Source organism: Bacillus sp. FSL W7-1034 (assembly GCF_038593365.1).
Taxonomy (GTDB): Bacteria; Bacillota; Bacilli; order Bacillales; family Bacillaceae; genus Bacillus; species Bacillus altitudinis.
Genome location: NZ_CP151989.1, coordinates 2,475,926 through 2,493,627, shown reverse-complemented (window position 1 = coordinate 2,493,627; position 17,702 = coordinate 2,475,926). Strand labels below are relative to the sequence as shown.

General features: G+C 42.4%; 21 protein-coding genes and 1 other annotated feature. Of the genes, 18 read left to right on the top strand and 3 right to left on the bottom strand.

Features of this window, described 5'->3' with window-relative positions; translation table 11 throughout:
* From mreC to pheA, 13 genes are all read left to right on the top strand, one after another.
* Window positions 1-900, top strand: coding sequence for a rod shape-determining protein MreC (gene mreC / locus NST73_RS12875; protein WP_007501536.1), 900 nt, complete (start codon window positions 1-3; stop codon window positions 898-900).
* Window positions 897-1,415, top strand: a complete 519-nt coding sequence (gene mreD, locus NST73_RS12870; protein ID WP_047947116.1) for a rod shape-determining protein MreD — start codon at window positions 897-899, stop codon at window positions 1,413-1,415. The genes mreC and mreD overlap by 4 nt, the downstream gene beginning before the upstream one ends.
* A 54-nt stretch (window positions 1,416-1,469) precedes the next feature.
* The gene (gene minC / locus NST73_RS12865) at window positions 1,470-2,153 is read left to right on the top strand and encodes a septum site-determining protein MinC (RefSeq protein ID WP_007501533.1); all 684 of its coding nucleotides are present in this window, start codon (window positions 1,470-1,472) and stop codon (window positions 2,151-2,153) included.
* A gap of 2 nt (window positions 2,154-2,155) precedes the next feature.
* Entirely contained in the window at window positions 2,156-2,959 is an 804-nt protein-coding gene (gene minD / locus NST73_RS12860) for a septum site-determining protein MinD (protein ID WP_017358134.1), read from the top strand.
* A 109-nt stretch (window positions 2,960-3,068) separates the two neighbouring features.
* Window positions 3,069-3,860 carry a M23 family metallopeptidase gene (locus NST73_RS12855; protein ID WP_024718399.1) on the top strand — a complete coding sequence of 264 codons (792 nt, stop codon included), beginning with the start codon at window positions 3,069-3,071 and terminating at the stop codon, window positions 3,858-3,860.
* The gene (locus NST73_RS12850) at window positions 3,853-4,722 is read left to right on the top strand and encodes a M50 family metallopeptidase (protein ID WP_041506793.1); all 870 of its coding nucleotides are present in this window, start codon (window positions 3,853-3,855) and stop codon (window positions 4,720-4,722) included. Before NST73_RS12855 ends, NST73_RS12850 begins: the two co-directional genes overlap by 8 nt.
* Window positions 4,723-4,788: 66 nt before the next feature.
* Window positions 4,789-4,862 (top strand) — a sequence feature (ribosomal protein L21 leader region).
* Between the two features lie 12 nt (window positions 4,863-4,874).
* Window positions 4,875-5,183: a 50S ribosomal protein L21 gene (rplU, locus tag NST73_RS12845; RefSeq protein ID WP_003216781.1), complete on the top strand. Its 309-nt coding sequence runs from the start codon at window positions 4,875-4,877 to the stop codon at window positions 5,181-5,183.
* Window positions 5,184-5,197: 14 nt separating this feature from the next.
* Window positions 5,198-5,536 (top strand): ribosomal-processing cysteine protease Prp, encoded by a 339-nt coding sequence (locus NST73_RS12840; RefSeq protein ID WP_007501524.1) that lies wholly within the window; start codon window positions 5,198-5,200, stop codon window positions 5,534-5,536.
* Between the two features lie 12 nt (window positions 5,537-5,548).
* Window positions 5,549-5,833, top strand: coding sequence for a 50S ribosomal protein L27 (rpmA, locus tag NST73_RS12835; protein ID WP_003216586.1), 285 nt, complete (start codon window positions 5,549-5,551; stop codon window positions 5,831-5,833).
* Between the two features lie 278 nt (window positions 5,834-6,111).
* The gene (locus tag NST73_RS12830; RefSeq protein WP_007501522.1) at window positions 6,112-6,705 is read left to right on the top strand and encodes a sporulation initiation phosphotransferase B; all 594 of its coding nucleotides are present in this window, start codon (window positions 6,112-6,114) and stop codon (window positions 6,703-6,705) included.
* A 21-nt stretch (window positions 6,706-6,726) separates the two neighbouring features.
* Window positions 6,727-8,013, top strand: a complete 1,287-nt coding sequence (gene obgE / locus NST73_RS12825) for a GTPase ObgE (RefSeq protein ID WP_007501521.1) — start codon at window positions 6,727-6,729, stop codon at window positions 8,011-8,013.
* Between the two features lie 55 nt (window positions 8,014-8,068).
* Window positions 8,069-8,512: an ACT domain-containing protein gene (locus NST73_RS12820; protein WP_008342790.1), complete on the top strand. Its 444-nt coding sequence runs from the start codon at window positions 8,069-8,071 to the stop codon at window positions 8,510-8,512.
* Window positions 8,513-8,530: 18 nt separating this feature from the next.
* On the top strand, window positions 8,531-9,409 hold the full coding sequence (pheA, locus tag NST73_RS12815; RefSeq protein ID WP_039167032.1) for a prephenate dehydratase: 879 nt from the start codon (window positions 8,531-8,533) through the stop codon (window positions 9,407-9,409).
* Window positions 9,410-9,433: 24 nt separating this feature from the next.
* Here the strand turns inward: pheA and NST73_RS12810 are convergent, their stop codons facing one another.
* Window positions 9,434-9,973, bottom strand: coding sequence for a transcription repressor NadR (locus tag NST73_RS12810; protein ID WP_024718395.1), 540 nt, complete (start codon window positions 9,971-9,973; stop codon window positions 9,434-9,436).
* Between the two features lie 3 nt (window positions 9,974-9,976).
* Window positions 9,977-11,125, bottom strand: a complete 1,149-nt coding sequence (locus tag NST73_RS12805) for an IscS subfamily cysteine desulfurase (protein WP_342499127.1) — start codon at window positions 11,123-11,125, stop codon at window positions 9,977-9,979.
* A 92-nt stretch (window positions 11,126-11,217) separates the two neighbouring features.
* On the opposite strand from NST73_RS12805, the gene nadB reads away from it, so the two are divergent.
* The 5 genes from nadB to NST73_RS12780 all read left to right on the top strand — a co-directional run bounded on the left by nadB (window position 11,218) and on the right by NST73_RS12780 (window position 16,824).
* On the top strand, window positions 11,218-12,789 hold the full coding sequence (gene nadB, locus NST73_RS12800) for an L-aspartate oxidase (protein ID WP_144679881.1): 1,572 nt from the start codon (window positions 11,218-11,220) through the stop codon (window positions 12,787-12,789).
* Entirely contained in the window at window positions 12,771-13,634 is an 864-nt protein-coding gene (gene nadC, locus NST73_RS12795) for a carboxylating nicotinate-nucleotide diphosphorylase (RefSeq protein ID WP_039167041.1), read from the top strand. The genes nadB and nadC overlap by 19 nt, the downstream gene beginning before the upstream one ends.
* The gene (nadA, locus tag NST73_RS12790) at window positions 13,621-14,730 is read left to right on the top strand and encodes a quinolinate synthase NadA (protein ID WP_342499126.1); all 1,110 of its coding nucleotides are present in this window, start codon (window positions 13,621-13,623) and stop codon (window positions 14,728-14,730) included. The genes nadC and nadA overlap by 14 nt, the downstream gene beginning before the upstream one ends.
* A 131-nt stretch (window positions 14,731-14,861) precedes the next feature.
* Entirely contained in the window at window positions 14,862-16,070 is a 1,209-nt protein-coding gene (safA, locus tag NST73_RS12785; protein WP_342499125.1) for a SafA/ExsA family spore coat assembly protein, read from the top strand.
* A gap of 133 nt (window positions 16,071-16,203) precedes the next feature.
* Window positions 16,204-16,824 (top strand): YhcN/YlaJ family sporulation lipoprotein, encoded by a 621-nt coding sequence (locus NST73_RS12780; RefSeq protein WP_342499124.1) that lies wholly within the window; start codon window positions 16,204-16,206, stop codon window positions 16,822-16,824.
* 46 nt (window positions 16,825-16,870) lie between these two features.
* On the opposite strand, the gene NST73_RS12775 is transcribed toward NST73_RS12780, so the two are convergent.
* On the bottom strand, window positions 16,871-17,503 hold the full coding sequence (locus NST73_RS12775; RefSeq protein WP_041090919.1) for a LysE family transporter: 633 nt from the start codon (window positions 17,501-17,503) through the stop codon (window positions 16,871-16,873).
* Between the last annotated feature and the right edge of the window lie 199 nt (window positions 17,504-17,702).

The following is a 17,702-nucleotide window of genomic DNA, read 5'->3' as shown; positions in this document are numbered from 1 at the left end:
ATGCCGCAGTTTTTTATGAATAAAAGATTAATGTTGCTCCTTGTCTGTGTCATCGTACTGGTGGCCATGATTGGTTTTTCAGTGAAAAGCGGCAGAGGTGCTTCATGGCCGGAAAAATTAGTGGGGGATACGACAGGCTTTTTTCAAGGTGTCTTTCATAAACCATCACAATTTATTGCCGGTATTTATGGGAACGTACAAGATTTAAAGAACACATATGATGAAAACGAGCGTCTTCGAAAAAAACTTGATGGACAAACCCAATATGAGGCGAAACTTCAAGAACTAGAAGATGAGAACAAAAAGCTTCGCAAGCAGCTCGGATATGTGAACTCTATTCGTGACTACACGCCCATTCTTTCAACAGTCATTGCGAGAAACCCATCCCTTTGGGATAGTTTTGTCATGATTGATAAAGGGAAAAAGCAAGGCGTTGAAAAAGATATGGCGGTCACCAATGAGAGTGGTGCGTTAATTGGGAAAATTGAAAGTGATAAGCTCAACAATTTTACGTCGACTGTAAGGTTGCTAAGCTCTACAGATCAAAATAATAGAATTTCAACGAAAATTTTTGCGAAAAAGGGCAAAGAAGAACTCAATGGAATTATTAACGGTTATGACAGCAAGAAAAAAATGCTGACAATGAACATTTTAAAATCCGATGCTGATGGGGATGTCAAAAAAGGAGATCTTGTTGAAACATCTGGAGCAGGGGGCGTATTCCCGCAGGGCTTGACGATTGGAAAGGTAAGCGAAATTGAGCCGGACCATTACGGACTGACGAAAATTATTTATGTAGAACCAGCTGCTGAACTCAATAATTTAGACCGCGTGATTGTTGTGAATCGCAGCACAAGTACGGCAGATGCATCTCAATTAACGAAGGAGGAAGGCTCGTGAAACGTGTCCTTCTTGCTTTCGTCATGTTGTTTATTTTCGTATTTGACAGTATTTTTGTCGATTTAGTGAAGCTCCCATTTGTTTCAGATAATCAAATTTTAGCACCTCATTTCATCTTACTCGCACTTGTATTTATGACAGCTTTTGTGAATCAAAAATATGGTGTGATTTATGGATTTATCTTTGGACTTTTATATGATATTTCGTATACAGGTATTCTTGGTGTTCATATGTTTGGCTTTGGTGCGCTCTGCTATTTGTTAGCAAAAGCCTTCAAAGTCCTCCAAACGAATATGTTAGTCGTTGTCTTTCTATCGGTGATTGCTGTTGCAGTGATGGAGTTTTATGTGTACGGCGTTCAAGCGACGATTCAACCAGGTATTATGCCTTTTAATACGTATGTCATCGAACGCTTTATTCCAACGATTCTTTTAAATACTGCTGCGTCTCTCATACTTGTTGTGCCGCTTAGGCTCTTTTTCATCAATGTGAAACAAGGACTGATCGACGAATAAAAGCAGGAGTTTGTCCAATTACGGCGAAATGAGTATGTTGTTGAGGTGAGCATCTTGAAAACTCAAAAACAGCAGTATGTGACAATAAAAGGTACAAAAAACGGATTAACATTACAGTTAAATGATGACTGTTCGTTTGAAGACCTTCTTTCTGGCTTGCGAGAGGTTCTTTTACTTGAGCAATATACAGATGGAAGAGAAGGACATAAAGTCAATGTGCATATTAAACTTGGTTTTCGATATTTAACAGAGGATCAAGAGGCGCGTTTAACTGAAGCGGTGTCTGAAAATGAACATCTCGTCATTCACTCTATTGAAAGTGACGTCATGTCAACTGAAGAGGCGAGACGTTTAAAAGCAGAGGCTGAGATTACTTCTGTAGCAAAAATTGTACGCTCTGGACAGGTGCTTTATGTCGAAGGAGATCTCTTATTAATAGGAGATGTCAACCCTGGCGGCACCATTCGTGCAGGGGGGAATATTTTTGTGCTCGGTGCATTAAAAGGTGTAGCGCATGCTGGATGTAATGGAAACAAACAAGCTGTGATTGCAGCATCTCATATGATTCCAACCCAGCTTCGCATCGCACAAGTGTTTAACCGTGCACCGGATCAAAAAGAAGATGGAAATGAAATGGAATGTGCTTATTTAGATATAGATGGCAATATGATCATTGAACGCCTGCAGCAATTGGCTCATATAAGACCTAATCTGACAAGGCTTGAGGGAGGAATGTGAAATTGGGCGAGGCTATTGTGATTACCTCAGGAAAAGGCGGCGTTGGCAAAACAACAACATCTGCAAACTTAGGCACAGCACTAGCAATTCAAGGAAAAAAAGTGTGTCTAGTTGATACCGACATCGGCCTTCGGAATTTAGATGTCGTGATGGGGCTTGAAAACCGCATTATTTATGATCTAGTCGATGTAGTAGAAGGAAGATGCAAGATTCACCAAGCGCTTGTGAAGGATAAGCGGTTCGAGGATCTGTTGTATCTTTTACCTGCTGCTCAAACAAGCGATAAAACGGCGGTAGAGCCGGAGCAGATCAAAGAATTAATTCAATCATTGAAACAAGACTTTGATTATGTTGTCATTGATTGCCCTGCTGGAATTGAGCAAGGCTTTAAAAATGCTGTATCAGGTGCTGACAAAGCGATTGTGGTCACGACACCTGAAATCTCAGCTGTGAGAGATGCAGACCGAATTATCGGCTTGCTGGAACAAGAGGATATTGAACCGCCTCGTTTGATTGTGAACCGCATTCGTACACACATGGCGAAAAATGGCGATTCGATGGATGTGGATGAAGTTGTTCATCATTTATCAATTGATCTTCTCGGCATTGTAGCCGATGATGATGATGTCATTAAGGCTTCAAACAATGGTGAACCGATTGTCATGGATGCTAAAAATAAAGTTTCCATTGCGTATCGCAATATTGCTCGCCGCGTACTAGGTGAATCTGTTCCTCTTCAATCCTTTGAAGAAGAAAACAAAGGGATGTTTGCAAAGCTGAAAGCATTTTTCGGTGTAAGAGCATAATGATTCACGTGAGATGAGACCGATTCGATGAGAATCGGTCTTTTTGGTGCATATCATAGGAGGTCGCCACATAAAATGTACAAACTGTTTGTATGTAAAGGGTGATCTTATGAAAAGAGTGGACGAGTATCGAAAGAAAATAGCGCAGCGCCGCAAAATGAAGCAGCCAGCTGCAGCCCCTAAGAAGGCAGCTTTCAAGAAGAAAGATGATATTCCGCCATGGGTCATGTTAACAGAAGAAGAAAAGCATTCTGGCTCGGCTTCCTACGAGTCAACTTCTCATCAGCCGAAAAAATTTCGCCATCCGTTATTTCATTCAAATACATTTGTGCTTAAATGTTTACTTTCTGCCTCTCTTGTACTGATTGCCGCTATTTCATTTAAAGGACAGGCGGGGCCTTTTCAGCAGCTGAAGCCGATGATCAGTCAAACCTTTGAACAAGATTTTCAATTTGCCGCCGCCAACCGGTGGTTTGAGAAGACTGTCGGAAACCCACTTGCCTTTTTAACCGATAAAAAAGAAGGACAAAAGGACGTACAAGCCAATCAAGAGCTGGCTGTCCCTGCCTCTGGAAAAGTGCAGGAATCCTTTACGCAAAATGGTGCCGGAGTGAAAGTTGAAACATCTGCTGAAGCCATCGATAGTATGAAAGAAGGCTATGTCGTAGAAGTGAAAAAGAAAAGTGATACGGGGCTCACAGTCGTGGTGCAGCATGCAGATAACAGCTACAGCTGGTACGGCCAACTAAAAGAAGCTGATGTGGCTTTATACGATTTTGTCGATAAAGGGGAAAAAATTGGTCAAATTGCGCTTGATAAACAAGGCAAGGGGACATATTACTTCGCCATTAAGCAAAATGAACAGTTTATTGATCCCATTCAGGTGATGACCTTTGAATAGATGGCTGCTCATGCTGACAAAGGTCCATGTTCACCCGCTCCTTTGGATAGTCATGGCATTTGCCATGCTATCAGGTCAAATTAAGCCGTTGCTTTGTCTGCTCATCATCGTCTGTGTCCATGAGCTTGGACATGCAGCGGCTGCTTGTTATTATCACTGGCGGATTCGGCGGATTTTTTTACTGCCATTTGGCGGGGCGGTAGAAGTAGAAGAGCATGGGAACCGTCCGCTAAAAGAAGAGTTGGCGGTCATTTTATGCGGACCGCTTCAGCATGTCCCGCTCCAGCTCGTCGCCTGGCTTCTCATGGAAGCCTCACTTATCTCATATGATGTCTTTACGATGTTTACTTTTTATAATGTAGCGATTTTTTTAGTGAACCTTTTGCCCATTTGGCCACTTGATGGCGGGAAATTATTCTTTTTGCTCTTATCTGTTTTTTACCCTTTCCAACAGGCACATGCCCTTGCAATAAAAGGCTCTCTCATTTTTTTCGGTCTTTTGACAGCAGGGTTACTCTGTTTTGCTCCGCTGCAATTCAATGGCTGGATCCTGCTCACTTTTTTAGCCTACTCGCTTGTGATGGAGCACCGGCAGCGGCATTATATCAGGGTACGTTTTTTACTAGAACGTTATTACGGTAAAAAAGAGCAAAAGGTAGAGAAACTCATTCCGCTGAGAGCCGGTGCTGAGGAGAAAATATATGAAGTGATGGCGCGATTCCAAAGGGGCTGTAAGCATCCCATTATTATCGAACGGAATGGTGTGAAAATGAGCCAGCTCGATGAAAATGAATTGCTCCATGCTTATTTTTCAGATCGAAGAACCACCTCTTCCATGGAAGATCTTCTTTTGCCGTACTAATGGTGAAAATACATTGACATTCAGCGTCTAATTTGATATATTTTTTAATGTTATGGATATGTAGCACCCGTGCTACAACCGCGCGGAGCAGGTGTAAAGAGCCTATTGGCCCCCTGTATTCGGCGAGTCTGAGTTTATTAGGAGGTGCAGAGATGTACGCAATTATCGAAACTGGTGGTAAACAAGTAAAAGTTGAAGAAGGTCAAACTGTTTATGTTGAAAAACTAGCTGCTGAAGCAGGTGAAACAGTTACTTTCGAAAACGTATTGTTTGTCGGCGGAGACACTGTCAAAGTGGGTAACCCTTCAGTTGCTGGAGCAACAGTAACGGCTAAAGTTGAAAAACAAGGTCGCGGTAAGAAAATTACTGTGTTCAAGTACAAACCGAAGAAAAACAACCACAAAAAACAAGGTCATCGTCAACCTTACACTAAAGTTGTTATCGAAAAAATCAACGCTTAAGGCGTGTGAGTGATATGATCAAAGCAACCATTACTCGGTCGCCAGCAGATGAAAGCATTACGTCTTTTCAGATGACTGGACATGCCGAGTTTGCTGAAAAAGGTCAGGATCTCGTTTGTGCAGGTGTATCTGCTGTTGTTTTCGGATCAGTCAATTCAATTATTGCACTGACAGGAATGGATCCACTGCTTGATATTGGAGATGAAGGCGGGTATTTCTCTTTTGAACTGCCAGCTGATACAGATCCAGTCACCTTTGAAAAAGCCCAGTTGCTTTTAGAAGGCATGGTCGTTTCCTTAGAAACAATTGAACGAGATTATCACGATTATGTGAGAATATCTACAAAAAAATAGGAGGTGAACTTCATGCTTAGATTAGATCTTCAATTTTTCGCATCTAAAAAAGGGGTAGGTTCTACAAAGAACGGACGTGACTCTGAGTCTAAACGTTTAGGCGCTAAACGTGCTGATGGTCAATTCGTAACTGGTGGTTCTATCCTTTATCGTCAACGTGGAACGAAAATCTATCCAGGTGAAAACGTTGGACGCGGAGGCGACGACACTCTTTTCGCTAAAATCGACGGAACAGTTAAATTCGAACGTTTCGGTCGTGACCGTAAAAAAGTGAGCGTATATCCTGCGGCACAATAATTGCTAAAAACTCCGGTCATTGACTGGAGTTTTTTTCACTATTCAGGGAGCTTTTGCGCTTTTTACAAGTAGTACTGAAGATGATAAAAGAAGATGCACTCCATAGATTATCAAAGAATGTTTGCTGACTTTGCCTCATTTTCTCCTATACGATCAGAAAAAACAACCTTTCCTCACATAACTAGTGTTTTTCTAAGCTGTCTTCTCTGTTATAATTCAGGGAGACATATTGATGATAAGACTCCTAAAAGAGAGACCAAACGATTGGGAGTGCGATAATGGAAGAGATACCAAGTAAACAAAACGAAAAATTAACTCACGTTGCATTAACGAATGAATTGATCCATTTGCTTAGTCGTTCAAGACACGACTGGATGAATAAATTGCAGTTAATCAAAGGCAACTTGACATTAGAAAAATATGACCGAGTGTTCGAAATAATAGAAGAAATGGTCATTGAAGCACAGCATGAATCCAAACTCTCAAATTTAAAAATTCCCCAATTGGCCTATTACTTTCTAACCTTTAATTGGGAGTCGCATTTTATCACCCTAGAATATGAAGTGCTTGGTGAAACCCGAGACTTATCAGCATATGAATCGCAGCTGCTAACGGTATCACGGGAGTTGTTTTCGATATTCGATCAATCAGTTTGCCAAAAAACTGAAAATCATTTAACGGTCACTTTCCAAACGGATCATGAAGAGAATGATGTGATCTTATATTTTGATTTCAAAGGAAAATTAACAAGTTTGGATGCGTTAAATGCGTTTCATGACGCAAACTATCCATGTATGAGTATAACGCAATTTCATGTGACGAATCACGAGTCCATGATTGAGCTTTGTTTGAGGCAAGAACGAGATATGTGATGCAGAGAAACGGAGGAAGTTATGTTTGTAGATCAGGTTAAAGTGTATGTTAAAGGCGGTGACGGCGGAAACGGTATGGTGGCGTTCCGTCGTGAAAAATATGTGCCAAAAGGCGGGCCAGCAGGCGGCGATGGCGGAAATGGTGCAGATGTAGTATTTGAAGTAGACGAAGGACTCAGAACGTTAATGGACTTTCGTTATAAGCGTCATTTCAAGGCGGACCGCGGTGAGCATGGAATGAGTAAAAACCAGCATGGCCGAAATGCGGAAGAAATGATTGTTAAAGTTCCGCCGGGTACAGTGGTGACAGATGCCGAGACGGAACAAGTACTAGCTGACTTGACAGAGCATGGACAGCGGGCTGTGATTGCCAAAGGTGGACGTGGTGGACGTGGAAATTCACGCTTCGCAACACCAGCAAACCCTGCACCACAGCTGTCTGAAAACGGTGAGCCAGGTAAAGAACGTGACGTCATCTTAGAATTAAAAGTACTTGCAGATGTTGGACTTGTTGGTTTCCCAAGTGTCGGGAAGTCAACACTGCTTTCGATTGTCTCTTCTGCGAAACCAAAAATTGCGGATTATCATTTTACAACGCTTGTGCCAAACCTCGGAGTTGTTGAAACAGACGATAACCGAAGCTTTGTCATGGCGGATCTGCCAGGACTGATCGAAGGAGCGCACGAAGGTGTTGGCTTAGGTCATCAATTTTTACGCCACATTGAACGTACACGTGTCATTGTCCATGTCATTGATATGTCTGGACTTGAAGGGCGTGACCCATACGAAGATTACGTGACGATTAACGAAGAGCTTGAGCAATACAATATGAGATTGACAGAGCGTCCGCAAATCATTGTAGCGAACAAAATGGACATGCCGGATGCAGCTGACAATCTAGCGGCATTTAAAGAAAAATTAACAGATGACTATAAAGTGTTCCCAATTAGTGCGATCACAAGAGAAGGGCTTCGTGAGCTCTTATTTGAAATCGCCAATCAGCTTGAAACAACACCGGAATTCCCGCTCTACAATGAAGAAGAGCTCTCTGATAACCGTGTGATGTACAAGTTTGATGAAGGAGAAGCAGCATTTGAGATCTCAAGAGATCCTGATGGTACGTTTGTCTTAACTGGTAAAGCACTTGAGCGACTGTTTAAGATGACAGATTTCTCAAGAGACGAGTCAGTGAAACGATTCTCTAGACAGCTGCGCGGAATGGGCGTTGATGATGCCCTGCGTGAACGTGGTGCAAAAGATGGAGACATCATTCGTCTGCTTGAATTTGAATTTGAATTTATCGATTGATCAAAAGGAGGGTCCAGTTCATGGGCTCTCCCGTTTTTAAAAGGGGAGAAAACAGGTGAAAGAAGAAACGTTCTATTTAGTAAGAGAGGATGTACTTCCGGATGCGATGCGAAAAACGCTTGAAGTCAAAAAGCTTCTCGATCGCAAAAAAGCGGATTCAGTTGCTGATGCTGTTCAAAAAGCGGATTTAAGCCGCAGTGCTTTTTATAAATATCGAGATGCTGTTTTTCCATTTTATACGATGGTCAAAGAGCAGATCATCACATTGTTTTTCCACCTGGAGGATCGGTCTGGGGCTCTGTCTAGGCTGCTGCAAATTGTGGCTGACTCTGGCTGTAATGTGTTATCCATTCACCAAACGATTCCGCTGCAAGGAAGAGCGAATGTTACCCTGTCGATCAGTACGGCCGGCATGGCAGATGATATCAATACAGTCATGAATCAATTAAGAAAACTTGAATTTGTCGAAAAAGTTGAAATTCTAGGTTCTGGGGCGTAAAAGGAGAGATCATAGCAGATGAAGCAATTAACGGTAGGTTACTTTGGACCAGAGGCCACATTTACTCATTTGGCTGTCTGTTCTTGTTTTCCAAAAGAAGCAGAGCAACGGGCTTATGCAACCATTCCGCAATGTATGGATGCCGTGTCAAAGGGAGAAGTAGATTTGGCGGTCGTTCCACTTGAAAATGCACTCGAAGGATCTGTGAACTTAACGATTGATTATTTAATTCATGAGGACGCTTTGTCCATTGTGGGCGAAATGACAGCACCGATTCGCCAGCACCTGCTTGTCCATCCATCGAGAGCGGAGAGCTGGGAGACATTAGATGTGATTCAGTCACATCCGCACGCCATTGCGCAGTGTCATCAATTTTTGAAGAGGCAGTTCCCTGATATTCCGCATCGGCCAGTGGAATCAACAGGCTATGCAGCAAAATACATCAGTGAGCATCCAGATGAAGCTGTTGGTGCGATTGCGAATGAAATCGCCGCAAAAACGTACGGATTGACGATTGCGAAAAAAGACATTCATGATTATCCGCACAATCATACACGTTTTGTTATTTTACATAAAGAGGCGAAGGCATCGTTCCCAATGAATTCTGGTTTTTCTTCAAAGCCAAAAACGACCATTGTTGTCAGCCTGCCAAAGGATGATCAGTCTGGTGCATTGCACCGCGTGTTATCAGCTTTTTCATGGCGGAATCTCAATTTGTCTAAAATTGAATCGCGTCCGACAAAAACAGGCCTTGGACACTATTTATTTATCATTGATATCGAAAAAGAGATGGATGATGTACTTGTCCCTGGTGCCATTCAAGAATTAGAAGCGATTGGCTGTGAAGTGAAACTACTCGGCAGCTATCAAACATATGAATTAACGAATGAAAAATAGTGTCCTGCAGGGGACACTATTTTTTTAGTCTTTAATGAGAAATCCAGCGTCATCAAGCGCTTGAATGGCTTGGTCAAGCTGTTTTTGGCTGTAGGAAGTAAGGGTATGTAAGTGTACGCCGTCTGTCAGCTCTGATAAGTAGGAGGCGCCTGTATTAGAAATATGATGAACGAAGTCAGCCACTTGTTTGCGCGTACTCACTCGAATAGAGGCCGTTAGCTCCCCGTAGACAGGGTGCTCAATCATCACGTCTTTCACCGTTACACCGTAGTCTACAATCAGTGTGAGCTCCTCTTCTGTACGATGAGGATCGTGCTTGCAAGCGATAATCTGTTCAATTTCAGTTTCCGGTGTATGCTGCGCCATATACACATAGCCTTGGCTTGTGGCAATAATGGGTTCGTTTTTTGCTTTGAGTAATGAAATATCTTGTACAATGACTTGTCGTGAGACAGCGGCTTTTTTGGCTAAAAAACTTCCGGTGAGTGGTGTATCTGTCTCTTTCAGCCACTTTAAAATGGCGTTTCTTCTTTCTTCGCCAATGAGTTTTCTCTCTTGTTCCACGTTTTATGCTCCTTTCTTCTCCTTTTGCAAGCGCTCAAATGTATGCAAAAGCTGATCGATGTCATCCTTTGATGATCCTCGTCCAAATGATAGTCGAATGAATTGAAGGGCATCACGATCTGATACATGTAATGCCTTTACAGCAGGGGAAGGGTGATGATAACCAGAAGCGCATGCACTTCCAGTAGATATACAAATTCCCTGCCGGTTACAAGCTAACATTACATATTGTCCTTCAAACCCTTCAAAAAAACAACCAATAATATGAGGCAGCGTGCGGCGCTGGTCATTTTCTTGCAGCATGCGGACAGGCAGCTGCCTTTTTTTTAGCTGCTGAAGAAAATAATCACGAAGCTGAATATCTAGCTGTTGCTGTTGATCTATTTTCAGCATGATTTGCTCGCTCGCGGCCACAAAAGCACCAATGCAAGGTACGTTCACTGTCCCTGGGCGTAGACCATTTTCCTGTACAGTATGTTGATATATAGGCTTCCAAGGGACATGAGTTCCCATATAGACAGCACCGGCGCCCTTAGGTGCATACACTTTATGACTCGAAATGGAGAGGGCATCAACCCCAAGTTCTTTAATCGACACATGCATTTTTCCGAATGTCTGCACTGCATCTGTATGAAAAAGAATATCTCTTTCTTTTAAGAGCGTCGCTAATTCAGCTAATGGCTGAATAATCCCAGTTTCTGAGTTGGCATGCTGGATGGATACTAGTCCGGTTTCAGGCAATAGAGCCTGTTTGAGAATCTCCTTTGTGATAATTCCTTCTTGATTCGGTTCTATGACCGTCACCTTCACACCGAGACGCTTCAAGGCATTGACCGCATGATGAACGGAAGGGTGCTCTACTGATGTGGTAATGACATGCTGTTTATGTGGAGGGAGCCCATTTATGATCGATTGAATCGCAAGGATATTGGATTCAGTTCCGCCACTTGTAAAGTAAATGCCATCAGGTTCGCCCTCTAGAATCGCTGCAAGTGATTGTCTGCTGTAAGCCAAGATTTCATTTGCTCTTCCTCCTGCATCATGCAGGCTGCTCGCATTTCCGTAACATTCTTTGCTCAACTGCTGAAATACATGCAGTGATTCCTCAGAAACAGGTGTAGAAGCTGCATAATCTAAATAAATCAAATCCATCCATCTCCTGTGTGAAAATTTTTTCTTGTATTTATTGTAGTGTTGTGTAATGATATGTGTCAAGACAGGTGTAAATGACAGGAGGGGCAATTGTGTCATCTATCAAAAAAGTCATTGTGGTGGGGTCGGGCATTGCGGCTCTTTCCTTTGTGAATACGATCTCAGAGAACTGCCAAGTCATCATGATGACAAAAAAACAATTTTCCTCTAGTAATTCCATGCTTGCACAAGGGGGAATCGCTGCAGCTTTTTCCGCACATGATTCTGTCGATCAGCATGTGCAAGACACTTTAGCTGCGGGGTGTGGTCACAATGATGACAAAACTGTACAGGAGATCGTCCGTCATGGAAAAGATCTTGTAAAGAAGCTCGTAGAAGAGGGCTGCCCATTTGATCGAGATGAAACGGGAATCCCGCAGTTAGGTAAAGAGGGAGCCCATACGACCCATCGTATTCTGCATGCAGGGGGAGATCAAACGGGAAAAACCCTCGTGCAGTTTTTGAAAGGGAAGCTCGGCTCACACATTCATGTATACGAAAACCATCATGTCATGGATCTATTGGTTCATGAAGGGATATGTACCGGTGTTGTGTGGAAAGACGAAAAAGGTCATGTACATACAATGACCGCAGATGCAGTTGTATTATCCACTGGCGGCTGTGGATCCTTATATGAGACAAACACAAATGATCCGTCTGTGACAGGAGATGGTCTGATGATGGCCTATCGCGCAGGGGCACAGCTAGTAGATCTCGAATTTGTGCAATTCCATCCGACCCTTTTGACCACTTCAGGTAAAGCGATCGGGCTCGTATCAGAGGCAGTCAGGGGAGAGGGCGCCTATTTAGAAGATGAATCAGGCAGGCGGATCATGAAAGGAATCCATCCGCAGAGGGATTTAGCGCCTAGAGATGTGGTGGCAAGGACCATTTTCCATGAGCAGCAACTCGGTCATTCCATTTATCTGAACATCCGTGATATTCCGCATTTTTCTGCACGTTTTCCTGCGATTGCTTCGATGTGTCAGCGTGCGGGAGTTGATATGGCAAGCGGAAGGCTGCCAGTTTCACCCGGTATGCATTTTTTAATGGGGGGAATTAAGGTGAATGAACATGGAGAAACAACAGTTCCATCACTTTTTGCCATTGGTGAAGCAGCTTGTACAGGTTTACACGGCGCCAATCGACTGGCAAGTAATTCGCTCTTAGAAGGTCTCGTTTTAGGAAACAACGCAGCACGGTATATTGAGCGGTTGCAAACCTGGCAAGATAAAAACCTTGCTCCTTCCATTCAAGAAGTATGGTCTGTCCCAACGGTGTCACTGGCTCAGCTCAGAAAATGGATGACGGCATATGCCGCAATTGTGAGAGATGAGAAAGGCTTACAGACTTTGCTCAATCATTTAGAACAAGTCTCTTTTCAGCAAATCAATGTGAAGAATATCACAAATGAACAGATCGAAATAACTAATCAATGGGCTTTAGCCATATGCCTTGTCAAATCTGCATTACTCCGAACAGAAAGCAGGGGCGGTCATTATCGCACAGATTATCCTAATCGGCATGATGCTTCGTGGCGAGCAAAACAGATTGTACATGAACAGGGCCATATTTATATCGTAAAAAATGAAAGGATTGGTGCCAAATGGAACGTTTACAGTTAAAGCAAATGCTCACTCATTTTTTAAAAGAAGATATTGGGTTTGGAGATGTATCCGCTGATGCCATCTTTGGAGACAAGAAAGGAACAGCTTACATCATGGCGAAACAATCAGGCGTATTGGCCGGGACGCAAGTCATTGATATGGGATACAAACTGCTGAATGAACAAGTTCAAACTGAGCTGTTTTTCCAGGAAGGTGATTGGATTCATGAAGGGGCTGTACTGGCACAAATAACAGGCCCCGTCAACGACTTGCTGAAAGGGGAGCGGGTGGTGTTGAATATCCTGCAAAGAATGACAGGGATTGCTACACTAACGCATGAAGTAGTAGAGCGATTAGCTGATCCATCTATTACGATTTGTGATACGAGAAAGACGACACCCGGTTTGCGCATGCTGGAGAAGTACGCAGTAAAAGTCGGAGGCGGAAAGAATCATCGTTTCGGCTTATCCGATGGGGTGATGATTAAAGATAATCATATTGCGGCTTGTGGTTCTATCAGGGAAGCTGTGGAGAAAGCAAGAGCATACGCCGGTCATATGGTGAAAATTGAAGTGGAAATTGAATCAGAAGCACAGCTGATGGAAGCCATTGATGCCAAAGCAGATGTCATCATGTTTGACAACTGCTCTCCAGACGAAGTGAAGCGCTTTAAACAAATGACCCCTGAAACCATATTGACAGAGGCATCAGGCGGTATCACGTTGGAGAATGTGGCTAACTACCGGGGGACAGGTGTAGACCTTATTTCACTTGGATTCCTCACACATTCTGCTCCATCATTCGATTTTAGTATGAATATGGAATTCAGCCATAAAGGGGGAACGACTCATGTCCATGCTTGATGTGTTAGCAGCGCAGCATACAGCCATGATGCCAGATGAATATAAACAGCGCTCTTATGATGAAATGAAAGAGAGAGTATTAGAGATTAAACGCGCCTTTGGATCAAAGCTTTTTATACCAGGTCATCATTATCAAAAAGATGAAGTCATCCAATTTGCTGATGTGACAGGTGATTCATTGCAGCTTGCACAAATTGCTGCTGACAATCACGAAGCAGAATACATTGTATTTTGCGGGGTTCATTTTATGGCAGAAACGGCCGATATGCTATCAAAAAAGAATCAGCACGTCTTTTTGCCAGATATGAGAGCTGGCTGTTCAATGGCAGATATGGCGAATATGAAACAAACAGACAGGGCGTGGGATAAGCTCACTGAGCTGTTTGGAGATACGATCCTTCCGCTGACTTATGTAAACTCAACGGCTGATATTAAAGCATTTGTCGGCAAACATGGCGGATCGACTGTCACATCTTCAAACGCTAAAAAAGTATTGGAGTGGGCGCTGACCCAAAAAGAGCGGATTCTTTTTCTTCCTGATCAGCATTTAGGGCGTAATACGGCCTATGATTTAGGGATTCCGCTAGAGGAAATGGCTGTCTGGAATCAAATAGAAGAAAAGCTCATCACCGACCAACCGCTTCATCGAATCAAAATGATTTTATGGAAAGGTCATTGCTCTGTTCATGAGAAATTTACCATTGAGAATATTGAACAAACGAGAAAACGAGACCGTGACATACAGATTCTTGTTCATCCAGAGTGTACACATGAAGTTGTAAAGGCTTCTGATCTAGCTGGTTCAACGAAATTTATTATTGATACGATCAAGCAGGCACCAGCAGGAAGCAAGTGGGCCATTGGAACAGAAATGAATTTAGTGAAACGCATCATTGACCAGCACCCTGACAAACAAATCGAATCCCTTAATCCAGATATGTGTCCATGTTTGACAATGAACCGTATTGATCTGCCTCATCTACTATGGTCACTTGAAAGCATTGAAAAAGGGGAGCCGGTCGGTTTGATTCAAGTGAATGAAGAGACGACAAAAGAGGCATTGCTCGCTTTAAATAAGATGCTCACCATTAAATAATGAAGTGTCCCCTCCTATCAGAAAACAAGTTTTTATCATATCGGCTTGTAAATAGGCATAAATTTATGTTGAAACATATTGTACTTCTGACATAACCGCTACGTTCACGTTTTGCATAGGAGGGGAAAACGTTGAAAATTCATATTGTGCAAAAAGGAGACTCCCTTTGGAAAATTTCAAAGAAGTACGGAGTCGACTTTCAAGAATTGAAAAAATTAAATTCGCAGCTCAGTAATCCAGATTTGATCATGCCAGGAATGAAAATTAAAATTCCATCTAGTGGTGTTCCTGTGAAAACCGATCATCACAAAGCAAAAGAAATGCCAAAAGCAAAAGAACACCCGTATGTAAAAGAAAAGCCAAAGGATGTCGTGCAAGTTCAAGATACGAAGCCGAAGGAAAAGCCGAATGAACCGGTACCTTATGTGCCACCAGTACCAAAGATTGAACAGCCAGTTTTTCCACAAGTTGATGTAAACTATTATCAGACGAATCTCTACCAGCCATTCACGCCTCCTCCCAAAAAAGAACATCATGAGAAAAAAGATCACGTTCATGAAAAGAAAGATCATGTTCATGAGAAAAAGGATCATAAAGATCACAAGGACCATTTTCATCATGAAAATAAGGATCATTTCAAAGATGAAGTGGCAAAGGGATATGATCCATTCATTCATATCCCACATCAAAAAGAGGAGGGAAAAGATATGGAACATAGTAATTACCCAAACCTTCCTAATTTCCCGCAAATGCCGAATGTTGGAGGGGCAGCAGTAGGGGGCATGGCTGAAAATAAAGAGCATCACCACCATCATCAAGAGTCATATGATCCTTATTATGGTTATGGTCATTACATGCCAGCAATGTATCCATATCCGCAGCAAATGGTACCCGCTTCTCCTATTTTACCGGGATCAGGCCTTTGTTATCCGGTACAGCCGTATTATCACCATCACATGATGCCGTATCCTTACCCGGCGACTCAGCCTTATTATCCTGCGTATCAAGCACCGGCTTATTACGGTGAACATCATGAGCATCATGCAAACGATGGGCATCACTGGCACCACCATATGCATCCAAATGCAGGCGCAAATGCAAATGCCAATGCAAATGCCAATGCCAATCAAGGCTTTTATCCAAACGCTCCAAATGAAGCATATGGCAAGGAAGACTGCGGATGCGATGATGGCATGAAGCATCATCAACCATGGCCTGGACATTATCCAAACCCTGTTCCATATGGTCAAATGGGTGCTTATCCAGCACAGCCTTATATGCAGCAGCCTTATCAAAACCCATCTGTCTTTGCAAGACCAGAAGAAGACGAAGAAGATTAATGACACAAGGGACGATCTCAATCGTTCCTTTTTTTGTTTATAACTGACAGCTTGTTTTTGTCCTCAACTGTACATGCTAAAACAGAGCCTGTTTTGCGCTCATGAGATTCAATTTGTACAGGGGGTTTTTCGTTTGAGACAAAAATGGCAAAAAACAATCGCCTTAGTGCTTCTACCTATTGGATTAACGGCATGTGGTACAAATAACAATGCAGGTGTAGATACACGTCATAATCAATCAGGTCAGCCAGTTGGATACCACTCCAATCAACAGGCAACAGACAACAACCAAGATCATCAAGGACCGGTTTCTGAGCTTATGGAGGGAATGAACGGAAGAAATACAACGAATGTTGATTATCGTTCACGCCCTACACAGGATCAAGTGAGGATGCCACTTACTGGTGGAGATGGACGCTACAGTCATGGAGATATGAACTATCATAACCAAATGTCGTTCTCTGGCTACGATAAACAAGAGAACATCCAGCGTTCAAGAAAAATCGCTAACCGAGTGAACAAAATGAACCATGTGACAGACTCACAAGTTATGGTGACGGATGAAAATGTGTATATTGCTCTTAAAACAGATGGGCGCTTGACATCAGAGGGTGTATCACAAGTAGAAGAAGCAGCGACTCGTTATGCAGATGGAAGAGCTGTCCAAGTCATTAAAGACGAAGGCGCATTTTCACGCTTCAGAGATATGAGAAAAACGCAATTTGAAACAGGTCAGACAGGCATGACCCGATAGGCTGGAATAAAAAAGGCTAAAGTTCATGACGAACTTTAGCCTTTCTTTAAAAATAAACTTTGATCCCGATATAAAATTCATAAAAGAAATAACAGCCAAATCCAAGTAATAAAATACCGGCAATAATGGATGTCCACTTAATCATTGTTCGGTTCATCACTTTTCTTGTTAGGGAAACAATCGTGAGAAGACCGATGTCATGAAGAAGAATCCCTGCCAAAATACCCGTAGCAGCCAATATAAATTCAGATGAATTTGTATTTTTATAAGCATCTGCCAGTACAGCACCAAACACAGATACCCAGAACACAAGGTTTCCAGGGGATACTGCGACGAGCAGCCCATTTCGGTATGTTTTAGCGAATGATTTATTCACTTTTTCTCCTGCTAAATGGATGTCTTGATCCGCATTTTTAATCGAATCGTAGGCAAGAATCATTAAAAAGATGGCACCGATCAGCCAGAGCGGAATTTGGATAAAGGGCAAAGATAAAAATTGAGCAAATCCAGCATATAAAGCCAAGATGAGTAATATATCGATGGTCATACCACCAGCGCCTACAGTTAATCCATGAAAGAATCCGTTTTTTAATCCCTGCTTTGTCATTTCAACCGTGATCGCTCCAACAGGTAGAGCAATTGAGAATCCAACGACGATAAATGTAAGAAATGTTTGCAATCGACTAGAACTTCCTTTGAATCATGTTTGTATAAAAATTCTCCGTTTAGATTAATTATACATAATAGGAGAAAAGGATCAATGATTATTTCTGATTTAATCGAAATGAGAGAGGTAGATCGTGTATAGAAAGATGTATATCGTGAAGATCGTGTATTCATTGTAGGGGAAAGGAACTATTTTCCTGAAACTTCTTTTT